This window comes from Brevibacillus sp. DP1.3A (assembly GCF_013284245.2).
Classification (GTDB): Bacteria; Bacillota; Bacilli; order Brevibacillales; family Brevibacillaceae; genus Brevibacillus.
In genome coordinates this window covers 1,182,843-1,199,939 of sequence record NZ_CP085876.1, presented here as the reverse complement: position 1 = coordinate 1,199,939, position 17,097 = coordinate 1,182,843, and the positions used below count along the sequence as shown (strand labels likewise).

The following is a 17,097-nucleotide window of genomic DNA, read 5'->3' as shown; positions in this document are numbered from 1 at the left end:
TACGCTTACATAGGGACTCTCCTATTCTCCACGCCCAGTTATTTCTGCTGCCTTTTTCAATTGCTCGGTCATATGCCGCAGCTCTTGCATGACTGCATCCAGCTCCTGTATTCGCGTTGACTGCTGTACGCTGTGATTCATCGTCTTCTCCATTTCGCCCGTTACCGTCCCGACGAGTGCATTCATTTCATCTAACAGACTAAAAATACCCTTCGCTGAAGTAGCGGTTGTCTGGGAAAGCTGACGGATTTCCTCTGCGACCACGGAAAAGCCGCGACCAGCAGAACCTGCACGTGCCGCTTCGAGGACGGCATTCAATCCGAGTACATTGGAGCGCGTTGAGATATTGCGGATCAATTCGTTGATCTGGGTCGTTTCTGCAATTTTCAGTCCTAATTGACCCGCTGCATCACTCAGTGTGTGGCTAGCTTGTGCCAAATGGTCCGCGTCCTTTGCCAGACTTTCTGTGTGCTGAGCAATATTTTCCAGCGCGTCAGTCAAGTTTTGAGCCAAGCCGTGCAAGCGATCCTCTTGATCAGTCGTCACGCCTGTCGCCAAGCAACCGACTACTTGTCCATTTTCGACAAGTGGATAACCAACTGCGATATAAGGAATGCCGTAGAGCTCTTGGGAAATCTTCTTCACGACCCGCTTTCTCTCTTTTACAGCCGTCGCATTAATACTCCCCGGGCGCAATTCGTCTCCTACTCGAATTCCCAAGTTCAAGCCCTGTGCCGGATAATAGGCGAGAAACTTCTCTTTGTCAGTGACTCCTACCATACATTCGGACAAAAATGCCTTTTGTAAAATCGGTGCAACCATTAAGACGCTATTCAGCAATTGAGACATGCATGATCCTCCTACCCTTCTGATGAAAACAACGATTCCCCCCGCATTCTTCTTCAGTACGCGGAGGGAACGAACTTCTTTCACTTATTTAACGAGCTGGAATTTTCCATCCTTCACTTCAACCATGATCATACTATCTTCTGTCAGACCGTTATGATCATCAGCCGTGAACTTGAATTCTCCGGTTACCCCTACGTATTTCACCTTTTCCAATACTTCGCCCAGTTTGGATGTGTCGCCGCCTGCTTGCTTCAAGCCTTCCACGAGCAAATTCAAGCCGTCGTATCCGTATCCCGCGAAGCCGTCTGGCTGTGTATTGTAGGCAGCTTGATAGCCATCCACGAATTTTTTGATGATCGCAGATTGCGGATCGTCTGCCGCTACTTGTTCAGGAATGAGCAGTTTTCCAGCTACCATCAGGACACCCTCGCCTGCGTCTCCAATCAGTTCGAGGAATTTGCTGTTCGCAGAGCCATGGCTGCTAATGATCGGAATAGTGAGGTTCAGTTGCTTGGCTTCCTTCACAATCGTAGCGGGTCCAGGATTCGTACCTGCCACAATCAGCGCCTGCGCATCAGTCCCTTTGATCTTGGTCAATTGGGAGCTCATGGACGGATCTTTTGTGCCGTATTTTTCTTCCGCTACAATCGTGATTCCGTATTCAGGCGCATATTTTTGCAATTGCGTCGTCCAGCCACTTCCGTATGGATTGCTGTCATTGAGCGTAGCAATTTTTGTAATGCCTTTTTCCTTCAAATATTTAAAAATTCGCTTCGTTCCGTGTACGTCCGTGTGCGGTGTTTTGTAGATGCCTGCACGAACCGGATTGGTGATTTGGTCTGCCGCTGCCATCGAGATCAGCGGGAGCTTTTCTGCTGCGGCATATTCAGCCATCCCGAGAGACGGACCGCTGCCTGAGGAGCCTAGTACAGCTACGACTTTTTCTTTCGAAGCGAGCTTTTTGATTGCTTTTACCGCTTCCGTATTATCAGACTTGTCGTCTTCAAAAATGACTTTCACCGGTCGGCCATCCACACCGCCTGCACCGTTGATTTCTTTTACCAACAGCTCTACCGCCTGCTTCTCCGGTACGCCGAGCGGACTGTTCGGACCAGTCAGAGAGAAAATAGCGCCGACCTTGATAGGGTCCTTACTAGCGCCACCAGTGCCTGACTCTGCTGCTGGCGTAGCGCCGCCTCCACAGGCGCTCAAGAATACGAGCGAAGCGACTGCTGCTGGAAATAGCCAGTTTTTGAATGTTTGTTTTTTCATGGGTGTTCCCCCTCATGTATGTGGTTTATCTTTGTCAAACAGCTTCATGCGAGCTTCCCAAATAAGCAGATTGTACACGCGGGTCATTGCTAATCTCGTCTGCGTTCCCTTCCAGCATGACGGTGCCCGTACTGAGTACGTATGCCCGGTCGGAAATAGCGAGCGCTGCGCGAGCATTTTGCTCGACCAACAGCACCGTGGTGCCCCACTCTGAGCGAATCTCCTGCACAATCGTCAGGATTTCTTTGGCAATCAGTGGAGCCAATCCTAGAGAAGGCTCGTCCAACAAGAGAAGCTGCGGTCGAGACAAGAGCGCTCTGCCAATGGCGAGCATCTGCTGTTGCCCCCCAGAAAGCGTTCCCCCGAGCTGCCATTTCCGCTCTGCCAAAATGGGAAAACGTTCATACACCGTCTCCATTTCTTTGGCAATTTCCTTTTTGCTCGTCTTGGGTATCCGATGCGAAGCACCCAGCCACAAATTGTCCTCCACGGTCAGCGTCGAAAAAATTTGTCTGCGCTCTGGTACATGCGCCATGCCCCGGGGTACCACCAGCTCCGCAGGGACACGCGTAATATCCGCGTCACGAAACCAAATCTTCCCTTCCTTGTCGCCGTGCAAACCGCAGATACAGTTCAAAAGCGTCGTTTTGCCTGCCCCATTTGCGCCTAACAGGGAGACGATCTCCCCTTCGTTCACTTGTAGAGTAATACCGTGCAGCACTTCTACCGGACCATAGCGAGCCGTGATGTTGTCTACTGTAAGGACTGTCTTCCCCATCATGTTCCACCTCTTTCGCGCTTCATTCTGCACCCAGGTACGCCGCAATCACTCGTGGGTTCTCCTGAATCTCACGCGGGGTTCCTTCTGCGATTTTTGATCCTTGATCCAATACAACGATACGGTCCGCAATCGTCATGATCATGTCCATGTCATGCTCCACTAGCAAAATAGCCGTTCCGTTGTCGCGAATCTCGCAAAACATGCGGCTCATCTCCGCCGTCTCGGTATGATTCAGACCCGCAGCAGGCTCATCCAACAAGAGCAGCCGCGGCTTGGCTACCATCGCGCGGGCAATCTCCATCAGCCGCAGCTTCCCGTATGGCAAGCTCCCAGCCAGCGAGGACGCTACCTCTGCCAGCCCAACATTCTCTATCCACGTCTGTGCCTGCTCCTGCATCAGCTTCTCTTCCTTGCGGGACTTTGCCAGATTCATGCCGCAGGAAAAGAGACTCGCGCTTGTCTTGGTATGCATGCCGACCATCACGTTTTCCAAGACGGTCATATCGTCAAACGTTTGGAGGTTTTGAAAGGTTCGCGTGATGCCCATTCCGGCATATTCGTAGCCTTGCACACGCGTCAGCGGCTGGCTGCTAAAGCGAATCTCTCCTTCCGAAGGCGGGATCACACCCGACACCATGTTGAGCACGGTGCTTTTCCCAGCGCCATTCGGACCGATCAGCGCGAGAATCTCTCCTTCCCGCACCTGAAAATCTACTTGATTCACTGCCCGGACGCCGCCAAAATCACGAGAGAGCTTTTGCACATCCAAAAGTGTTGTCATGTTGCAGCCTTCCTTTCCACCTGCTGCTTTCGCTGTGCTTCGTCAGCCATGGCCTTCGCCTTTCTCGCCTGCCCTTTTTCGAAAGCAGCCCGGATGCGCGGAACCAATCCTTCTGGCATAAACATAATGAACAGCACGAGAATCGCACCGAATACAATCGTGTCCACATCCCCCTGCAAGCCCGGCACCACTTCACTCATGAGGACCAGCCCTTCACTGATAAAGCCAATCAGGATCGCCCCGATCAAAGCGCCCCAGATGCTTGTCATCCCGCCGATGACGACCATCGTGAGAAACTTAATCGACTCGTGCAATCCGAACGGCTGTGGATCGAGAATTCCCATGTAATGGGCGTACAAGCCGCCGGAAATACCAGCGAACATGCCACTTACTACAAAAGCATTCAGCTTGAACTTGCGGACATCAATTCCCATCGAGGTCGCGGCAATCTCACTTTTGTGAATCGCCCGAAACGCTCTGCCGACACGTGAATTCAAGAGATTAAGTGAGAAGAGCAGCACACAGGTGACGACTCCCCAAATCAGAAAGTACATGGATAACTCGCTTCCACCGAAGAAAGTCATCTGCGGAATGCTGATCATCCCGTTTGCTCCCCCGGTGACCGACTCCCATTCCGTAATCCCGATCTGGACGATGTAGCCAAATGCGAGTGTCGCCATCGCGAGGTAGTAGCCTTGCAGTCCCGCTATCGCCCGCCCGAGGATAAAAGCGAATAACCCTGGAACAATCGCAGCAGCTATGAGGCCGATAAATGGCGGCAGCCCGTACTTCGTCGTCAATACTGCCGACGTATAGGCGCCTATCCCCCAAAACGCTGCTTGTCCCAGCGAAATTTGTCCCGCCAGTCCCATCACTAGGCAGAGCCCGATGGTTACGATTGCTTGAAGACCGATAATAATGCCGACAGAACGATAGTATTCATCTGGCATAACGAATGGGAAAAGAATCATCAAAAACAGGTAGATTCCTATGCTTTTACCCCACTTATCGATGATCTGCTTCATCATAGCCCTCCTTTTCCAACGCTGCGTTCTCCAAAGATGCCAGATGGCTTAATTAACAGCATGCCGATCAACACTAGAAAGGCGATTGCGTCCTTCATACCGGAACTGATGTAGCCTGCCCCCAGCGATTCGACGATCCCGAGTAGAAATGCCGCTACAGCTGCACCCAATGGATTTCCCAGTCCGCCAAGAATAGCCGCGGAAAAGCCTTTGATCCCGAGAAGCACGCCAATATCGTAGGACGTTACGGAAAGCGGCGCGATCACGATTCCTGCAATCGCTCCAGTCGCTCCACTGATAGCGAAGGCCAGCATACTCATCTTTGTCGGGCTAATCCCCATCAGGCGAGCTGCCATCGGGTTGACCGAACAGGCGTTAATTTTTTTACCGAGAATCGTCTTGTCCATCAAGTACCAAAGTAGAAAAAGAATGATAAGAACAGCAGCCAAAATCCAGATACTTTGTTGTGCGATCATCACGCCGCCGATCGAGATCGGCTCATTGCTCGTAATCGGTTCGAGTGCAAACGCATCTTTTCCCCAAATAAAGCTGGCAATGCCTCGAATAAGTGTCGAAATCCCTATCGTCAAAATAATCAAACTAATTGGATTAGCTTTTTTTACGTAAGCGATTACATATTTCTGCATCAAAACTCCGATCAAAGTGACCATGAGGATCGCGAGCAATGCCGCCAACCCATACGGAAGATTCATACCTATCAAGGCGACTGTAACCATTCCGCCCAGCATCAAAAATTCACCCTGCGCCAGATTAATCACCTTGCTTACGTTGTAAATCGTGATGAAACCAACCGCTACGATCGCGTAAATCCCGCCACTGACGAGGCCATTTGCAACGTACTGCAGCAATTCCGTCATATTCGTGCTGTACCCCCTTTGATTCGCGTCCACCAAATTACACCCAAGTAAAACGCTTACATTTTAAATAATGGAAAAACGATTGATTGAAAAAGACCCTAGACGTGCTAGGGCCTTTCCTTCGCAGCTTTCGCCTATGCGGATGGCGCAGCTTCATACACGGTCTCGAAGAATCGTACTGCCCCTGGATTCAATAACTGGTAGTAATTTTGGAACAACTGATCCGCCTCTTTGCCCAACCACAGCTCTGGCAACAATTCCTGCGGCAAATCAGGATCGATGAACAAGAACTTGCGGTATTGGTGGACGAGCTTTGTCTTTTCCACGAAGCAATGGCTGTCTGGAACTTCTTCCCCATTGCTAAGTTTGGCAGAAAGCTGCTCGTATTCTTCTCGGTAGGCATCGATGAAGGCCTTGTATTTTTCATTGATTTCATCGATATCCCAGCATTTCTGTACGAGCTGTTTCGGATTGCTCCAGCCCATATGCTCTGATGTAAAAATCTCGACATACTCCGTAATCTCGTGTGCTTCCGTCAGGTCCTTTACGCGATCACTGAGGTTATTCGGGCTGATCCATGTGCTGGTCGTCAGCATCCCGAAGCCCATCCAGCCCAGCTCCTTGCGCAGTTGATCACGCAGCGCTCGACGCTCCTCTGGGATGTTGTAGCTGGCAATGCACCACTTGCCGTCCCACACATCTGTCTCGACCTTATAAATACGTGCCGCTGCCTCTTCCAGCCGCTTTTTGCCGCGCTCGGATACCGAGTAGAAGCTGCGGTTCCCTACTTTTCGCGATTCCAGCCAGCCTTGGCGAAGCATCCGGGAGATTGCTGCACGAACAGCTGGCTCCGACAGTCCGAATTCCCCCATCAGCTTGGTCAGACTACCAATCCAGATTTCGCTTCCATAATGGCGGACGTATTCACCGTAAATTGTAAAAAGCATGGATTGTGGCTTCACGTTTCTTCTACCCCCAAATCGATTCATACCTATTAGCTGTGTGAAATTGTACCATATTCTGTAGGAAGTGCGTGAATCGATCGAGAGTATATGACGATAAAATCGTATAACGTAATTTAAACGTAATTATAGTAAAACATCTTAAAAGAGTCAATTTATTCTGTCAAATTTGTTATTCCCCATTTACTTCCTGATTGATCTCTGCTTGCAAGTCCTCAAATCGACGCTTGATCTCGTCCTTTTTGAAGATGGCCTGGACGAACGTCCCGAGTCCTACACGATTACGCGTAGTGTCCGCCGTAACCTCGCACACTACGCGTTTTTCGGTAACCTGCACACAGGTAGCTCGGAACGTGACCTGCTGACCAATCACTGCTGGGCCGACATGCTTGATATCTACAGCAAATCCCGAGCCCTCTTCATCGGCTTCCAGGTACGGTAAAATAACGCGTCTTCCTGCCCACTCCATGTAATAAATCATGCTGACGGTCGACATCACGGGATGCACGACTTCGCCTTCAAAAACAGGCAGCATGTCCTTTGTCACTGTCACAGTAAACTCTTCCGTCGTACCCGGCTGCAGTCTATCTATCAAAAGTACCTGCCTCCCTATCTACCCAAGCTACACACGCTCGATAATCGTCGCAATGCCCTGTCCAACCCCAATGCACATCGCTGCCAACCCGTAACGGGCATCACGGCGCTCCATTTCATACAGAAGAGTAGTAAGGATGCGTGCTCCGCTACACCCGAGCGGATGGCCCAAAGCAATCGCTCCGCCATTTACGTTGACGAGATCAGGGTTGACCCCCAGCTCGCGTACGCTCGCTACTGCCTGCGCCGCAAAAGCTTCGTTGAATTCGAACAGATCAATCTGCGTAAGTGACAAGCCCGCTTGCTTCAGCACTTTACGTGTAGCAGGTACAGGTCCAATTCCCATCACGGAAGGATCTACACCAGCCACTGCGGATGCAACGATTCTTGCACGAGGCTTCAAGCCGGCTGCAAGAGCCGCTTCCTGTTCCATAATGAGCAGAGCGCAGGCTCCATCGTTTAGACCACTGGAGTTGCCTGCTGTGACGCTGCCATCTACTTGGAATGCTGGTTTCAGCTTTTGCAGCTGTTCGATAGTCGTCTCCGGACGTGCATGCTCATCGTGTTCAAACAGCGTGACCTCACCTTTGCGCCCTTTCAGCTCTACGGGAACGATCTCGGCATCCCACTTTCCTTTTGCCAAGGCATGTGCATAATTTTGCTGACTGCGCAAAGCAAACTCATCCTGCGCTTCGCGGCTAATGCCGTATTGCTCCGCTACCTTCTCTGCTGTTTCCCCCAAGCTGATCGGTGGATACATTTCTTTCATTTTTTCGTTAACCAATCGCCAGCCCAACGTCGTATCAACCAACTGCTGATTGCCGCGCTGAAAAGCCGTGCCAGGCTTCATCATCACCAGCGGAGAACGCGTCATGCTCTCTGTACCGCCCGCGATATAGACGTGACCTGCTCCGGCTTTGATTGCATTCGCGCTTTGGTTCACAGCCTCCAGACCTGAGCCGCACAGGCGATTCACAGTCACTCCCGGCACCTCGACAGGTAGTCCCGCCAACAGAAGTGACATACGCGCGACATTGCGGTTGTCCTCCCCAGCCTGATTGGCACAGCCCATGATAACATCATCTATCGTCTTCGGATCGATGGAGTTGCGTTCCAACAGCTTTTGAATCACCAATGCGCCCAGGTCATCCGGGCGCACTTCCTTCAACGCACCACCAATACGGCCGATTGGCGTGCGCACAGCATCTATGATGACTGGTGTACTCATTCTTCCACTCCTTCCCTGCACGAGGGCTTTTTTCTATAGCGCTTCTACTAACGTGGCCAATCCTTGGCCGCCGCCTATGCACAACGAAACGATTCCGTATTTCTTTTGGCGACGTCTCAGCTCAAAAAGAATCGTACCTGCCAGGCGGGCACCGCTCATTCCGAGTGGATGACCCAACGCGATTGCTCCACCGTTTACATTGGTTTTCAAAGGATCCAGTCCCAGCTCGCGCATGCAGGCGAGTGACTGAGAAGCAAAAGCTTCATTTAACTCAAACAGGTCGATTTGATCTACGGTCATGCTCGTTTCTGCGAGCAGCTTGCGAATCGCAGCGACCGGACCAATGCCCATAATGCGCGGATCAACACCAGCACTGACGAAATGAACAATGCGCCCCAAAGGAGCGACGCCTGTCTTTTGCAGCATTTCTTCATTCATCAAGAGCAAAGCCGCTGCGCCATCGTTGATACCGGAGGAGTTGCCTGCTGTGACGCTACCATCTTTTCGGAAGGCAGGTCGCAACTTGGACAATGACTCCACACTGGAATCCCTTCTTGGGAATTCATCCGTATCAAACAGCGTTTCTTCCCCTTTTTTCCCTTTTAACGTGATTGGAATGATCTCATCGCGGAACAGACCTGCATCTATCGCGTTGATAGCCCGAGACTGGCTCTCTGCTGCAAAACGATCCTGATCCTCGCGACTGATTCCGAATTGCTCCGCAACGTTTTCCGCTGTATCTCCCATGGTCAAATCTCCATAAAGCGAAACAGGAGCAGAACGTGGTCCGCCAAAAGACTCGATCAATGTCTGTCCGCCACGTTGATACGGCTGCTCGAATTTTTCCATGATGTACGGTGAACGAGTCAAATTCTCTACACCGCCAGCCAGAATGACCTGACTATGTCCCGCTTGGATGGACTGCGCAGCCAAATTGACTGCCTCTAGCCCGGATGCACACACCCGATTCACAGTCAGTCCAGGTATGGTGTCAGGAAGCCCTGCTTTCAACAAACCAACGCGTGCAATGTTAATAAACGGTCCGGCCGATATGACGTTACCCATGATGACCCCATCAACAATCTCACCGGATTGTCCTGCCTTCGCAAGCGCTCCATTCAAGACAATGGCTGTCAGGTCGTCGATGGGGGTGTTCTTCAGACTTCCGCCCAGCTTGCCGATTGGTGTACGTACTGCTGCTGCTACGTACACCTCCTTGTTAGTCAAGCTCATGCCTCTACACCCACTTTTTCTTCGTACGTGTAAAAGCCTTGCCCACTGCGTACGCCGACACGCCCTGCCAGCACCAGCTTTCGTAATAGCGGCGCTGTGCGATAACGCTCCTCGGCCAGATCGCGCTGCAAACCTCTCGATATCGCAAAAATCTCATCCAACCCGATGCGATCTGCCCATTCGAGAGGGCCGTATGGATAGTTGGTTCCTTTTTTCATCGCGATATCGATATCGGTAGCGGTTGCTGCTTTTTCCATCAGAGTAAAGGTAGCCTCGTTGATAATGAGTGTTAAAATGCGCGGGAACACGAGACCTACCTCGTCATTTACAGTTTCCGTCGCTTTTCCGAGCGATTGAAAGAAAACGTCCGTTGCTTGAATCGTATCCAGCTCCGTTTGCAGGGCAGGGGCAATCTCGATCAGCTCCCGTTCAACCAAGGGCACGAGCGTTCCAAATCCGCAAACGCGTTCAGGATGCTGTGTCCAGGACGCTACTTCTGTAGCTGTAATCGCGAGCGAAGTCGTGATGATCGGTACGTTTGGTGGCAATAGGTCATCCAGCTCGCGTACCTGCCTCTTTTTCGCCTGCATATCGACGCTATTCACTTCCACTGCCAATTCAACCAGCTCAGGTTCCGCCATCGCTTCTGCAAGCGTAAGCACCTGGTAGCCTCTTTCTACCATCAGATGATTCAACTCTGCGTACAGCGGGCTTGTGCCCACGAGCAATACAGCCTTATTTGTTGTAGTCATAGAAGCCTTCCCCCGTCTTTCTGCCCAGGCTGCCGGATTGAACCATTTGTTGCTGAATCCGGCTAGGCTTAAATCGTCCTTCATGGAAGAAGTCGGTATAGACCGATTTGGTGGTGGCAAAATTGATGTCGATGCCAATCATGTCTTGCAGCTCAAACGGTCCCATTTTGAATCCGCCAGCCAGCTTCATGATGCGGTCAATCTGCTCCACACCTGCCACATGATCACCTAGGATACGCAATGCTTCATTATAGTAAGGCCGCGCGATTCGATTGACGATAAAGCCAGGGGTGTCCGTCACCAGAACAGGCACCTTGCCCAACTCTTGCGCAAATCGATACGCCACCTCCACATTTTCCTCGCTCGATTTTTTCCCGCGAATAACCTCAACCAAGGGCATGACGGGTGCCGGATTGAAAAAATGAAATCCGAGAATGCGCTCGGGATGCGAAAGTCCTCCTGCAATCTCCGTAATCGAGATGGAGGAAGTATTCGTTAGTAAAAGGGCATCCTCTCTGCAAATCCCAGAAAGCTGGCTGAAAATGCTTTTTTTCAAATCGAGACGCTCTGGCACCGCTTCGATGACGATATCGCAGTCTGCCAACTGCTCCATTTCCGATACGAGATGGACTAGCTCTAAGGTCTCTGTCATTTCTTGTTCACTGATTTTGTTTTTCTCCACGTCTTTTGTCAGGATCGATTCCAAATAGACAAGCGCTTTGTCCAGCACCGCCTGATTTGCATCCAGCAGCATGACCTGATGTCCTTTGCGAGCACAGACAAGAGCGATTCCCGCTCCCATCGTTCCCGCCCCGATGACGCCTACTGTTTTCATACTCACTTGAGCATGCCTCCCTTCGCCTCTAACGGCCTGTAAAACGAGGCGCACGTTTTTCCATGAAAGCGGTGACCCCTTCCTTATGATCCTCTGTGCTGCCAGCCGCCTCTTGTGCAAAAGCTTCATATTCCAAGGTCTCTTCCAACCCCATCTCAAGCCCTTTGTACATCGTGCGCTTGATCAAACCAATTCCCTTCGTCGGCAGTGACGCCAGCTTGCGCGCATACACCAACGCATCCTCCATGAAGCTCTCCGCAGGGTACACTTGATTGACCAATCCAAATCGCAGTGCTTCCTCAGCGGATACCTTTTCCCCCATCATCGCCAGCTCCAACGCCTTGCCGATCCCAACGATGCGCGGCAAGAAGTAGCAACCTCCTGAATCGGGAACGAGCCCGATGTTAACAAAAGCATTGACGAAGGATGCCTTTTCCGATGCCAGGCGAATATCGCATGCCAGCGCAACACTCATACCTGCACCTGCTGCTACACCGTTTACCGCTGCGATGATCGGCTTCTCTGTTTTTTGAAACTGGAGGATCATTGGATTATAACGATCCCGCAAGAAACTACCGTAATCCACATCTCCTCCCCCAGAAACGTCACTGAGATCCTGCCCCGCATTGAACGCCCGCCCTGCTCCGGTAAGAACGATGCAACGCACATCCGCATCCTTCTGCGCTTGCTTCAACGCATCGGTGATTTCCTTGTTCATGACGGCTGTAAACGCATTGAATTTGTCCGGACGGTTCAAGGTCACTACTGCTACGCCTTCTGACACTTCATAAAGAATCGTTTCGTACATGGCCGCCTCCTAATTTCCCGTAAAACGGGGTTTGCGCTTCTCCAGAAAAGCTTGCATGCCTTCTTTTCGATCTTCGCTTGCCAAAAGAAGATAAAAGCTGTTTCGCTCGTAATCCATTCCCTCTTGAAGGGGGAGATCACCAGCTTTGTACACGGCTTTTTTGATGACCTGTACCGCGAGCGGCGGCTGCTGGGCGATTTGCTTCGCCAGCTTGAGCGCTTCCTGATAGTACGCCTCCACTGGAACTACCCGATTGACCAGTCCGTATTTCAACGCTTCTTTGGCCGAAATCGGTTCACCTGTGAGCAGCATCTCCAGTGCTTTTCGCTCACCTACCACATGCGTCAGACGCTGTGTACCACCAGCCCCAGGCATGACTCCCAGCTTGATTTCCGGTTGACCAATGACGGCTGTCTCCGAAGCGATCACAATATCGCAGTTCATCATTAATTCACAGCCACCACCGAGCACAAAGCCACTGACGGCACCAATAATCGGCTTGGAGATGAGTGAGATGCGATCCCAAACCGCGAACTGATTGCGCTTCATGATGTCGATGGCTGATGCTTCCGCCATTTCATTAATGTCGGCACCCGCTGCGAACGCCCTCGCGTTGCCAGTCAGGATGATCACCCGAATCCCCGGGTCACGGTCCATTTGCTCCAGCTGGTCAACCAATTCGTCGACGAGCTGCAAATTCAGTGCGTTTAGAATCTTCGGTCGATTCAACGTAATGATACCGACACCATCTTCACTGGCTACGCTAATATATTCATAGGCCATGAACTGTCACACCCTTTTTTACAGGAGCTGGTTTAAATAGCTGCCTGTGATTTGTTCCTGTTATCCACGACACGAATCGCTTTCCCTTCGCTGCGCGTCAAGGAATTCGGCGGTTGCACCCGCAACACCACGGACACGCCCAACGTATTTTTGATGTCATGGCAGATTTCTTTCACCAATGGCGAGAGAGCAGAGCTGTCATTTCCACTGATCTCATTTGCATATGCTGTTGTCAGCTCGCAGTGCACCTCAAAACGGTCGAGGGCACCATCGCGTTCAATGACGACCTGATAGTGTGGAGCCAATTGGTTGAACGTAAGCAGAACGGACTCAATCTCTGTCGGGAACACATTGACCCCGCGAATAATGAGCATGTCATCTACACGCCCTTTGATGCGCGACATCCGCATGGTTGTCCGTCCGCACTTACAGGGCTCAGGATTGAGGGAAGCGATATCACCCGTGCGATAGCGCACAACCGGGAATGCTTCTTTCGTCAGCGACGTGAATACGAGCTCACCTTCTTGTCCGTATGGGAGCACTTCTCCTGTATTCGGATCGATAATTTCTGCGTAGAAATGGTCTTCTGCGATATGCAGACCATCCTGCACCTCATGACATTCAATGGAAACACCTGGCCCCATCACTTCGCTCAGCCCGTAAATGTCTACGGCTTTAATGTCGAGCTCATGCTCCAGCTGTACGCGCATTTCTTCCGACCACGGTTCTGCACCAAAAATCCCGTATTTGACACTCGTCTCTCGTGGATCGATTCCTTGCTTTTTCATCTCTTCGACGATGTTGAGGACATAGGATGGCGTTGCTGCAATACCACGTGGCTTGAAGTCCTCGATCAACGTAATTTGACGGGAGGTATTACCACCGGATACTGGCACTGCGACTGCGCCCATGTGCTCGATGCCGTTGTGCAGACCCAAACCACCTGTAAAAAGACCGTAGCCATACGCGTTATGGAATATGTCTCCCGGCTCTCCGCCCGCACAGCAAATGGCGCGCGCCACGATCTCCGCCCAATTCTCCAGGTCTTTTTTGGTGTAGCCGACAACAGTCGGTTTTCCTTTTGTCCCGGATGAACCGTGAATGCGTGCTACTTCCTTCATTTCGACTGCAAACAGATTGAACGGGTAATTTTCTCGCAAATCTGTCTTTTTCATAAATGGAAGCTTCTTTATATCTTCCATCGATTGAATATCTTCTGGTTTTACACCAGCCTCATTGAATGCTTTTGTGTGGAAAGGGACGCGCTCGTATACGCGTTTGACCGTTTCTTTCAAGCGTGCCTGTTGCAGTTCCGTCATTTTCTCTCTTGGTAGCGTTTCCATTTCTGTATTAAAGATCATGTCGCTTCCCTCATTCCCTTGCTTTATGACTCGGTAGGAGTACTTGCTTGAAAATATTACTCACCCTTAAAAACTGGTTTTCGCTTTTCGCGGAAGGCTTCCAATGCTTCCAGACGATCTGTCGTGGGAATAATCACTTCATAGCACATGGTTTCGATATCTAGACCTGTCTGCAAATCAACACTGCTTCCGCGATCAATGGCTGATTTTGCCTGATAAACCGCCAGCGGAGCATTTGCCAAAATCTCGTTCGCCAACCCCATTGCCAGCTCACGCAGCTCCTCTGTATCTTTTGCAACAGCATTTACGAAACCGATTTGATACGCTTCCTGTGCTTGGATGCGTCGGGCAGTCAGGATCAGCTCTTTTGCCTTGGAAGGTCCGATCAAGCGAGACAACCGCTGCGTACCACCCGCCCCAGGAATGATGCCCAAGCTCACCTCTGTCAGACCCATTTTGGCATCTGCAACTGCATAGCGGAAATCACAGGCCAGCGCCAGCTCAAAACCCCCGCCAAAAGCAAATCCGTTAATCATGGCAATCGTCGGCTGCGGAAGCCTCTCCAACGCAGTAAATACATCGCGGATTTTGCGGACATTGCGGCGTACCTGCTGTTCCGTCAGTGTACGGCGCTCCTTCAAATCTGCCCCTGCACTAAATGCTCGCCCTTCTGCCTTCACGATGACCACGCGAATCTCTTTTGCATCCAGACGCACCTGCTCAATCAAGCTTCCCAGGCGCTCCAATGTATCGTAGTTCAGCGCATTCAGCTCATCTGGACGATTCAGCGTAATTAATCCTATATGTCCTTCACGTTCAAAGCGAACGCTCTCTTCCATCATCAACGTCCTCCTTGTGCAGGCGGGTTAACCCGCGCATACGTGCCGGTAGCAAAAGCCACAAGCTTGCCATCACAAGTCACGCGTGCTTCCATCACGATCAAGCTTTTTCCTTGTTTCAATACATGGGATTGTGCCTCGAGTACCTCACCGCGAGCAGGATGCAGGTATTGAATCTTGCTCTCCACCGTCACACATTGCTGTACACCATCCACATGAGGTGCTGCCCCATGCCCCATTGCCACATCGGCTAATGTCGCCGTAACGCCTCCGTGTACGACACCTTCGATGCTATTGAACAGCTCGGGGCGAATTTTCAGTGCTACCTTACAGCCCTGTTCATCTCGGTGCACAACTTCTATGCCCAGGTAGTGGTTGAATCGATTACGGATCTCCACTGACATCTTTGCCCCCTTTCTCGTATCGTCTTGAAACAGTGAAAGGAGCCTAAGCACGTGGCTTTTGGCATCCTTTCTCCGTTTTATTTTCGCTGTCAGTTATTCATTTTCGTCGATTTCGACGAAGTAATCACTTTTCCGATAAGCTAATGCATCCAGTGTCGCTACCAAGCCATGCTCCGTTTCTACGCGGATGCGATACCAGGCTGTGCGATTGTTTTTCTTCTCTTCTGTCGCTGTTGCCACCAAGCGATTCCCTTTCATGGCAGCAGCCAAAAATCCGATATTCATCGACAGTGCCACAGACGTTTTGCCATAGGAATTACAGGCCGCTGCAAAAACAAAGTCTGCCAGGGAGAAGATGATTGCGCCATGAGCAGTGCCGTGCGCATTCAGCATATGCTCGGCAACTGTGACTTCCGCAGTCGCCGTTCCTTCTCCCAGCTCAATCAGCTTGATGCCCAAAAATTGCGCAAATGGATCTTGCTTTAGCTTTTCACAAATCTCATCGTAATGCTTCTGATGGAGCGCTTGTTCGTCTATCAATCTTTTCGTGGTCATGATTAAACTACTTCTGCAAAATGCATGGACACAATTGGTCCAGCGAAGCCACGGAGGTCTTTTCCTGCTGCGCGACCTTCTGGGGATGACAACGCTTCCATCAAAGCTTCTTTTGATTCAAAGTACATTTCTGCCATCAGATGCAGGTCGGATTCTCCCATTGGTGTTCCGTAGATTTTGCTTACTTCCATTTTGATTAAGCCAGGCATTTTTTCTGCCAATGGGCCATGTACCTCGAAATAATGCTTGTCAAAAGCATCGATATCTTCGGGCTTGCGATAAATTGCTACCAATTTCACCATCATGATCCCTGCTTTCCTTAGATTATAGTTGCAGTGTGTGACGACTAATTCATATAACGTTATTTTAACGCATGTTAATATTTTTATTATATAAAGCCTTTGTGACAGGTGCAAGTATTTTTCAAAAAGCAAGAAAACTCTGCCGAATCGTTTTTCCTCCTTCTCTTCATGTTTATGACTGAGAAAAGGCTGACAGAATATGCTTCGATGGGAGTCTTCCAGCTTTTGTGTCGGGGGTAGCCCTGCCACGTGGGAAGAAGCGAATTTCCAGTCCAAGCGCCTCTGGAGCCCGACCTAGCTCCGGAAAAAATGGCGGGGAATTTCAGCTTCACTTATGAAAAACATCCTCGAAACTTCTACGTTTGAAGCGCTCCCGCCATTTTTTCCGGAGCGGACAGTGAATCTCCCCTTGCGGGGCGTAGGCCGAAGCGTAGACTGGAAATTCGCTTCTTCCCCTCCCACACAGCCACTCATAAAATCAAACGCAAAAAAAGAGGACAGACCCAATGTCTGTCCTCTTCTATTCGCTCCACTTCCTAGATCCAAACCCAGAAAATAAAGACGAAAATCGCCAACAGGATTACGAATAACCCTGCAAAAATACTGATACGTGCAAACTCATGACCTTTTTGATCCATGTGCATCCAAACATACAGTTGGAAGAACGCTTGAACGAAGGCCAAAGCAACGATGAATGGTACGGTAAAACCTGATGGAATTGCTTCATACGCCACTGCAATGAACGCCAGTGCAGTCAATACGAGAGATCCGATGAAAGCAACTAGGTGTCTTTTCGGACCCTCGTGTTTGACTTTCGGCTTGCGTACCTCTTCATTATGAGCTTGTGCTCCCATA

20 protein-coding genes are annotated in these 17,097 nt (G+C 50.6%); all 20 read right to left on the bottom strand.

Translation table 11 applies throughout. The features are described from left to right. Positions 1-21: 21 nt before the first annotated feature. The 20 genes from HP399_RS05420 to HP399_RS05325 all read right to left on the bottom strand — a co-directional run bounded on the left by HP399_RS05420 (position 22) and on the right by HP399_RS05325 (position 17,096). Positions 22-849 (bottom strand): methyl-accepting chemotaxis protein, encoded by an 828-nt coding sequence (locus HP399_RS05420; RefSeq protein ID WP_173616694.1) that lies wholly within the window; start codon positions 847-849, stop codon positions 22-24. 84 nt (positions 850-933) lie between these two features. After that, the gene (locus HP399_RS05415; RefSeq protein WP_173616695.1) at positions 934-2,121 is read right to left on the bottom strand and encodes an ABC transporter substrate-binding protein; all 1,188 of its coding nucleotides are present in this window, start codon (positions 2,119-2,121) and stop codon (positions 934-936) included. A gap of 34 nt (positions 2,122-2,155) precedes the next feature. Beyond that, the gene (locus HP399_RS05410) at positions 2,156-2,899 is read right to left on the bottom strand and encodes an ABC transporter ATP-binding protein (RefSeq protein WP_173617003.1); all 744 of its coding nucleotides are present in this window, start codon (positions 2,897-2,899) and stop codon (positions 2,156-2,158) included. A gap of 22 nt (positions 2,900-2,921) precedes the next feature. Beyond that, on the bottom strand, positions 2,922-3,683 hold the full coding sequence (locus tag HP399_RS05405; protein WP_173616696.1) for an ABC transporter ATP-binding protein: 762 nt from the start codon (positions 3,681-3,683) through the stop codon (positions 2,922-2,924). After that, complete coding sequence (locus tag HP399_RS05400; protein WP_228088454.1) at positions 3,680-4,711, bottom strand: branched-chain amino acid ABC transporter permease; 1,032 nt, start codon at positions 4,709-4,711, stop codon at positions 3,680-3,682. Before HP399_RS05400 ends, HP399_RS05405 begins: the two co-directional genes overlap by 4 nt. Next, on the bottom strand, positions 4,708-5,586 hold the full coding sequence (locus tag HP399_RS05395) for a branched-chain amino acid ABC transporter permease (protein WP_106656170.1): 879 nt from the start codon (positions 5,584-5,586) through the stop codon (positions 4,708-4,710). Before HP399_RS05395 ends, HP399_RS05400 begins: the two co-directional genes overlap by 4 nt. Positions 5,587-5,720: 134 nt before the next feature. Then, a complete protein-coding gene (gene paaX / locus HP399_RS05390; RefSeq protein ID WP_016741468.1) occupies positions 5,721-6,548 on the bottom strand; it encodes a phenylacetic acid degradation operon negative regulatory protein PaaX in 828 nt (275 codons plus the stop codon). A gap of 172 nt (positions 6,549-6,720) precedes the next feature. Continuing rightward, positions 6,721-7,143: a thioesterase family protein gene (locus HP399_RS05385; RefSeq protein ID WP_173616697.1), complete on the bottom strand. Its 423-nt coding sequence runs from the start codon at positions 7,141-7,143 to the stop codon at positions 6,721-6,723. A 27-nt stretch (positions 7,144-7,170) separates the two neighbouring features. After that, positions 7,171-8,370: a thiolase family protein gene (locus tag HP399_RS05380; protein ID WP_173616698.1), complete on the bottom strand. Its 1,200-nt coding sequence runs from the start codon at positions 8,368-8,370 to the stop codon at positions 7,171-7,173. Positions 8,371-8,403: 33 nt separating this feature from the next. Further along, positions 8,404-9,603 (bottom strand): thiolase family protein, encoded by a 1,200-nt coding sequence (locus HP399_RS05375; RefSeq protein WP_173616699.1) that lies wholly within the window; start codon positions 9,601-9,603, stop codon positions 8,404-8,406. Further along, entirely contained in the window at positions 9,600-10,355 is a 756-nt protein-coding gene (locus tag HP399_RS05370; protein WP_173616700.1) for a 3-hydroxyacyl-CoA dehydrogenase family protein, read from the bottom strand. Before HP399_RS05370 ends, HP399_RS05375 begins: the two co-directional genes overlap by 4 nt. Further along, positions 10,339-11,196, bottom strand: a complete 858-nt coding sequence (locus tag HP399_RS05365; protein WP_173616701.1) for a 3-hydroxyacyl-CoA dehydrogenase family protein — start codon at positions 11,194-11,196, stop codon at positions 10,339-10,341. The genes HP399_RS05370 and HP399_RS05365 overlap by 17 nt, the downstream gene beginning before the upstream one ends. Positions 11,197-11,218: 22 nt before the next feature. Next, positions 11,219-11,998, bottom strand: coding sequence for an enoyl-CoA hydratase-related protein (locus HP399_RS05360; RefSeq protein ID WP_173616702.1), 780 nt, complete (start codon positions 11,996-11,998; stop codon positions 11,219-11,221). Between the two features lie 9 nt (positions 11,999-12,007). After that, positions 12,008-12,781, bottom strand: a complete 774-nt coding sequence (locus tag HP399_RS05355) for an enoyl-CoA hydratase-related protein (protein WP_173616703.1) — start codon at positions 12,779-12,781, stop codon at positions 12,008-12,010. Positions 12,782-12,813: 32 nt separating this feature from the next. Beyond that, positions 12,814-14,142: a phenylacetate--CoA ligase PaaK gene (paaK, locus tag HP399_RS05350; RefSeq protein ID WP_173616704.1), complete on the bottom strand. Its 1,329-nt coding sequence runs from the start codon at positions 14,140-14,142 to the stop codon at positions 12,814-12,816. Positions 14,143-14,198: 56 nt separating this feature from the next. Next, entirely contained in the window at positions 14,199-14,984 is a 786-nt protein-coding gene (locus HP399_RS05345; protein WP_173616705.1) for an enoyl-CoA hydratase-related protein, read from the bottom strand. Then, complete coding sequence (locus HP399_RS05340; RefSeq protein WP_016741459.1) at positions 14,984-15,385, bottom strand: PaaI family thioesterase; 402 nt, start codon at positions 15,383-15,385, stop codon at positions 14,984-14,986. Before HP399_RS05340 ends, HP399_RS05345 begins: the two co-directional genes overlap by 1 nt. 93 nt (positions 15,386-15,478) lie before the next feature. Continuing rightward, entirely contained in the window at positions 15,479-15,940 is a 462-nt protein-coding gene (locus HP399_RS05335; RefSeq protein WP_173616706.1) for a PaaI family thioesterase, read from the bottom strand. 2 nt (positions 15,941-15,942) lie between these two features. After that, positions 15,943-16,242, bottom strand: a complete 300-nt coding sequence (locus tag HP399_RS05330) for an EthD family reductase (RefSeq protein ID WP_007723387.1) — start codon at positions 16,240-16,242, stop codon at positions 15,943-15,945. Positions 16,243-16,778: 536 nt separating this feature from the next. After that, positions 16,779-17,096: a cytochrome C oxidase subunit IV family protein gene (locus HP399_RS05325; RefSeq protein WP_007723383.1), complete on the bottom strand. Its 318-nt coding sequence runs from the start codon at positions 17,094-17,096 to the stop codon at positions 16,779-16,781. Position 17,097: the final 1 nt, after the last annotated feature.

Bases quoted from the DNA above. Each gene is read 5' to 3' on its own strand.
- HP399_RS05420 (WP_173616694.1), bottom strand. From the start codon at position 849: ATGTCTCAATTGCTGAATAGCGTCTTAATGGTTGCACCGATTTTACAA.
- HP399_RS05415 (WP_173616695.1), bottom strand. From the start codon at position 2,121: ATGAAAAAACAAACATTCAAAAACTGGCTATTTCCAGCAGCAGTCGCT.
- HP399_RS05410 (WP_173617003.1), bottom strand. From the start codon at position 2,899: ATGGGGAAGACAGTCCTTACAGTAGACAACATCACGGCTCGCTATGGT.
- HP399_RS05405 (WP_173616696.1), bottom strand. From the start codon at position 3,683: ATGACAACACTTTTGGATGTGCAAAAGCTCTCTCGTGATTTTGGCGGC.
- HP399_RS05400 (WP_228088454.1), bottom strand. From the start codon at position 4,711: ATGATGAAGCAGATCATCGATAAGTGGGGTAAAAGCATAGGAATCTAC.
- HP399_RS05395 (WP_106656170.1), bottom strand. From the start codon at position 5,586: ATGACGGAATTGCTGCAGTACGTTGCAAATGGCCTCGTCAGTGGCGGG.
- HP399_RS05380 (WP_173616698.1), bottom strand. From the start codon at position 8,370: ATGAGTACACCAGTCATCATAGATGCTGTGCGCACGCCAATCGGCCGT.
- HP399_RS05375 (WP_173616699.1), bottom strand. From the start codon at position 9,603: ATGAGCTTGACTAACAAGGAGGTGTACGTAGCAGCAGCAGTACGTACA.
- HP399_RS05370 (WP_173616700.1), bottom strand. From the start codon at position 10,355: ATGACTACAACAAATAAGGCTGTATTGCTCGTGGGCACAAGCCCGCTG.
- HP399_RS05360 (WP_173616702.1), bottom strand. From the start codon at position 11,998: ATGTACGAAACGATTCTTTATGAAGTGTCAGAAGGCGTAGCAGTAGTG.
- HP399_RS05355 (WP_173616703.1), bottom strand. From the start codon at position 12,781: ATGGCCTATGAATATATTAGCGTAGCCAGTGAAGATGGTGTCGGTATC.
- paaK (WP_173616704.1), bottom strand. From the start codon at position 14,142: ATGATCTTTAATACAGAAATGGAAACGCTACCAAGAGAGAAAATGACG.
- HP399_RS05345 (WP_173616705.1), bottom strand. From the start codon at position 14,984: ATGATGGAAGAGAGCGTTCGCTTTGAACGTGAAGGACATATAGGATTA.
- HP399_RS05340 (WP_016741459.1), bottom strand. From the start codon at position 15,385: ATGTCAGTGGAGATCCGTAATCGATTCAACCACTACCTGGGCATAGAA.
- HP399_RS05335 (WP_173616706.1), bottom strand. From the start codon at position 15,940: ATGACCACGAAAAGATTGATAGACGAACAAGCGCTCCATCAGAAGCAT.
- HP399_RS05330 (WP_007723387.1), bottom strand. From the start codon at position 16,242: ATGGTGAAATTGGTAGCAATTTATCGCAAGCCCGAAGATATCGATGCT.
- HP399_RS05325 (WP_007723383.1), bottom strand. From the start codon at position 17,096: ATGGGAGCACAAGCTCATAATGAAGAGGTACGCAAGCCGAAAGTCAAA.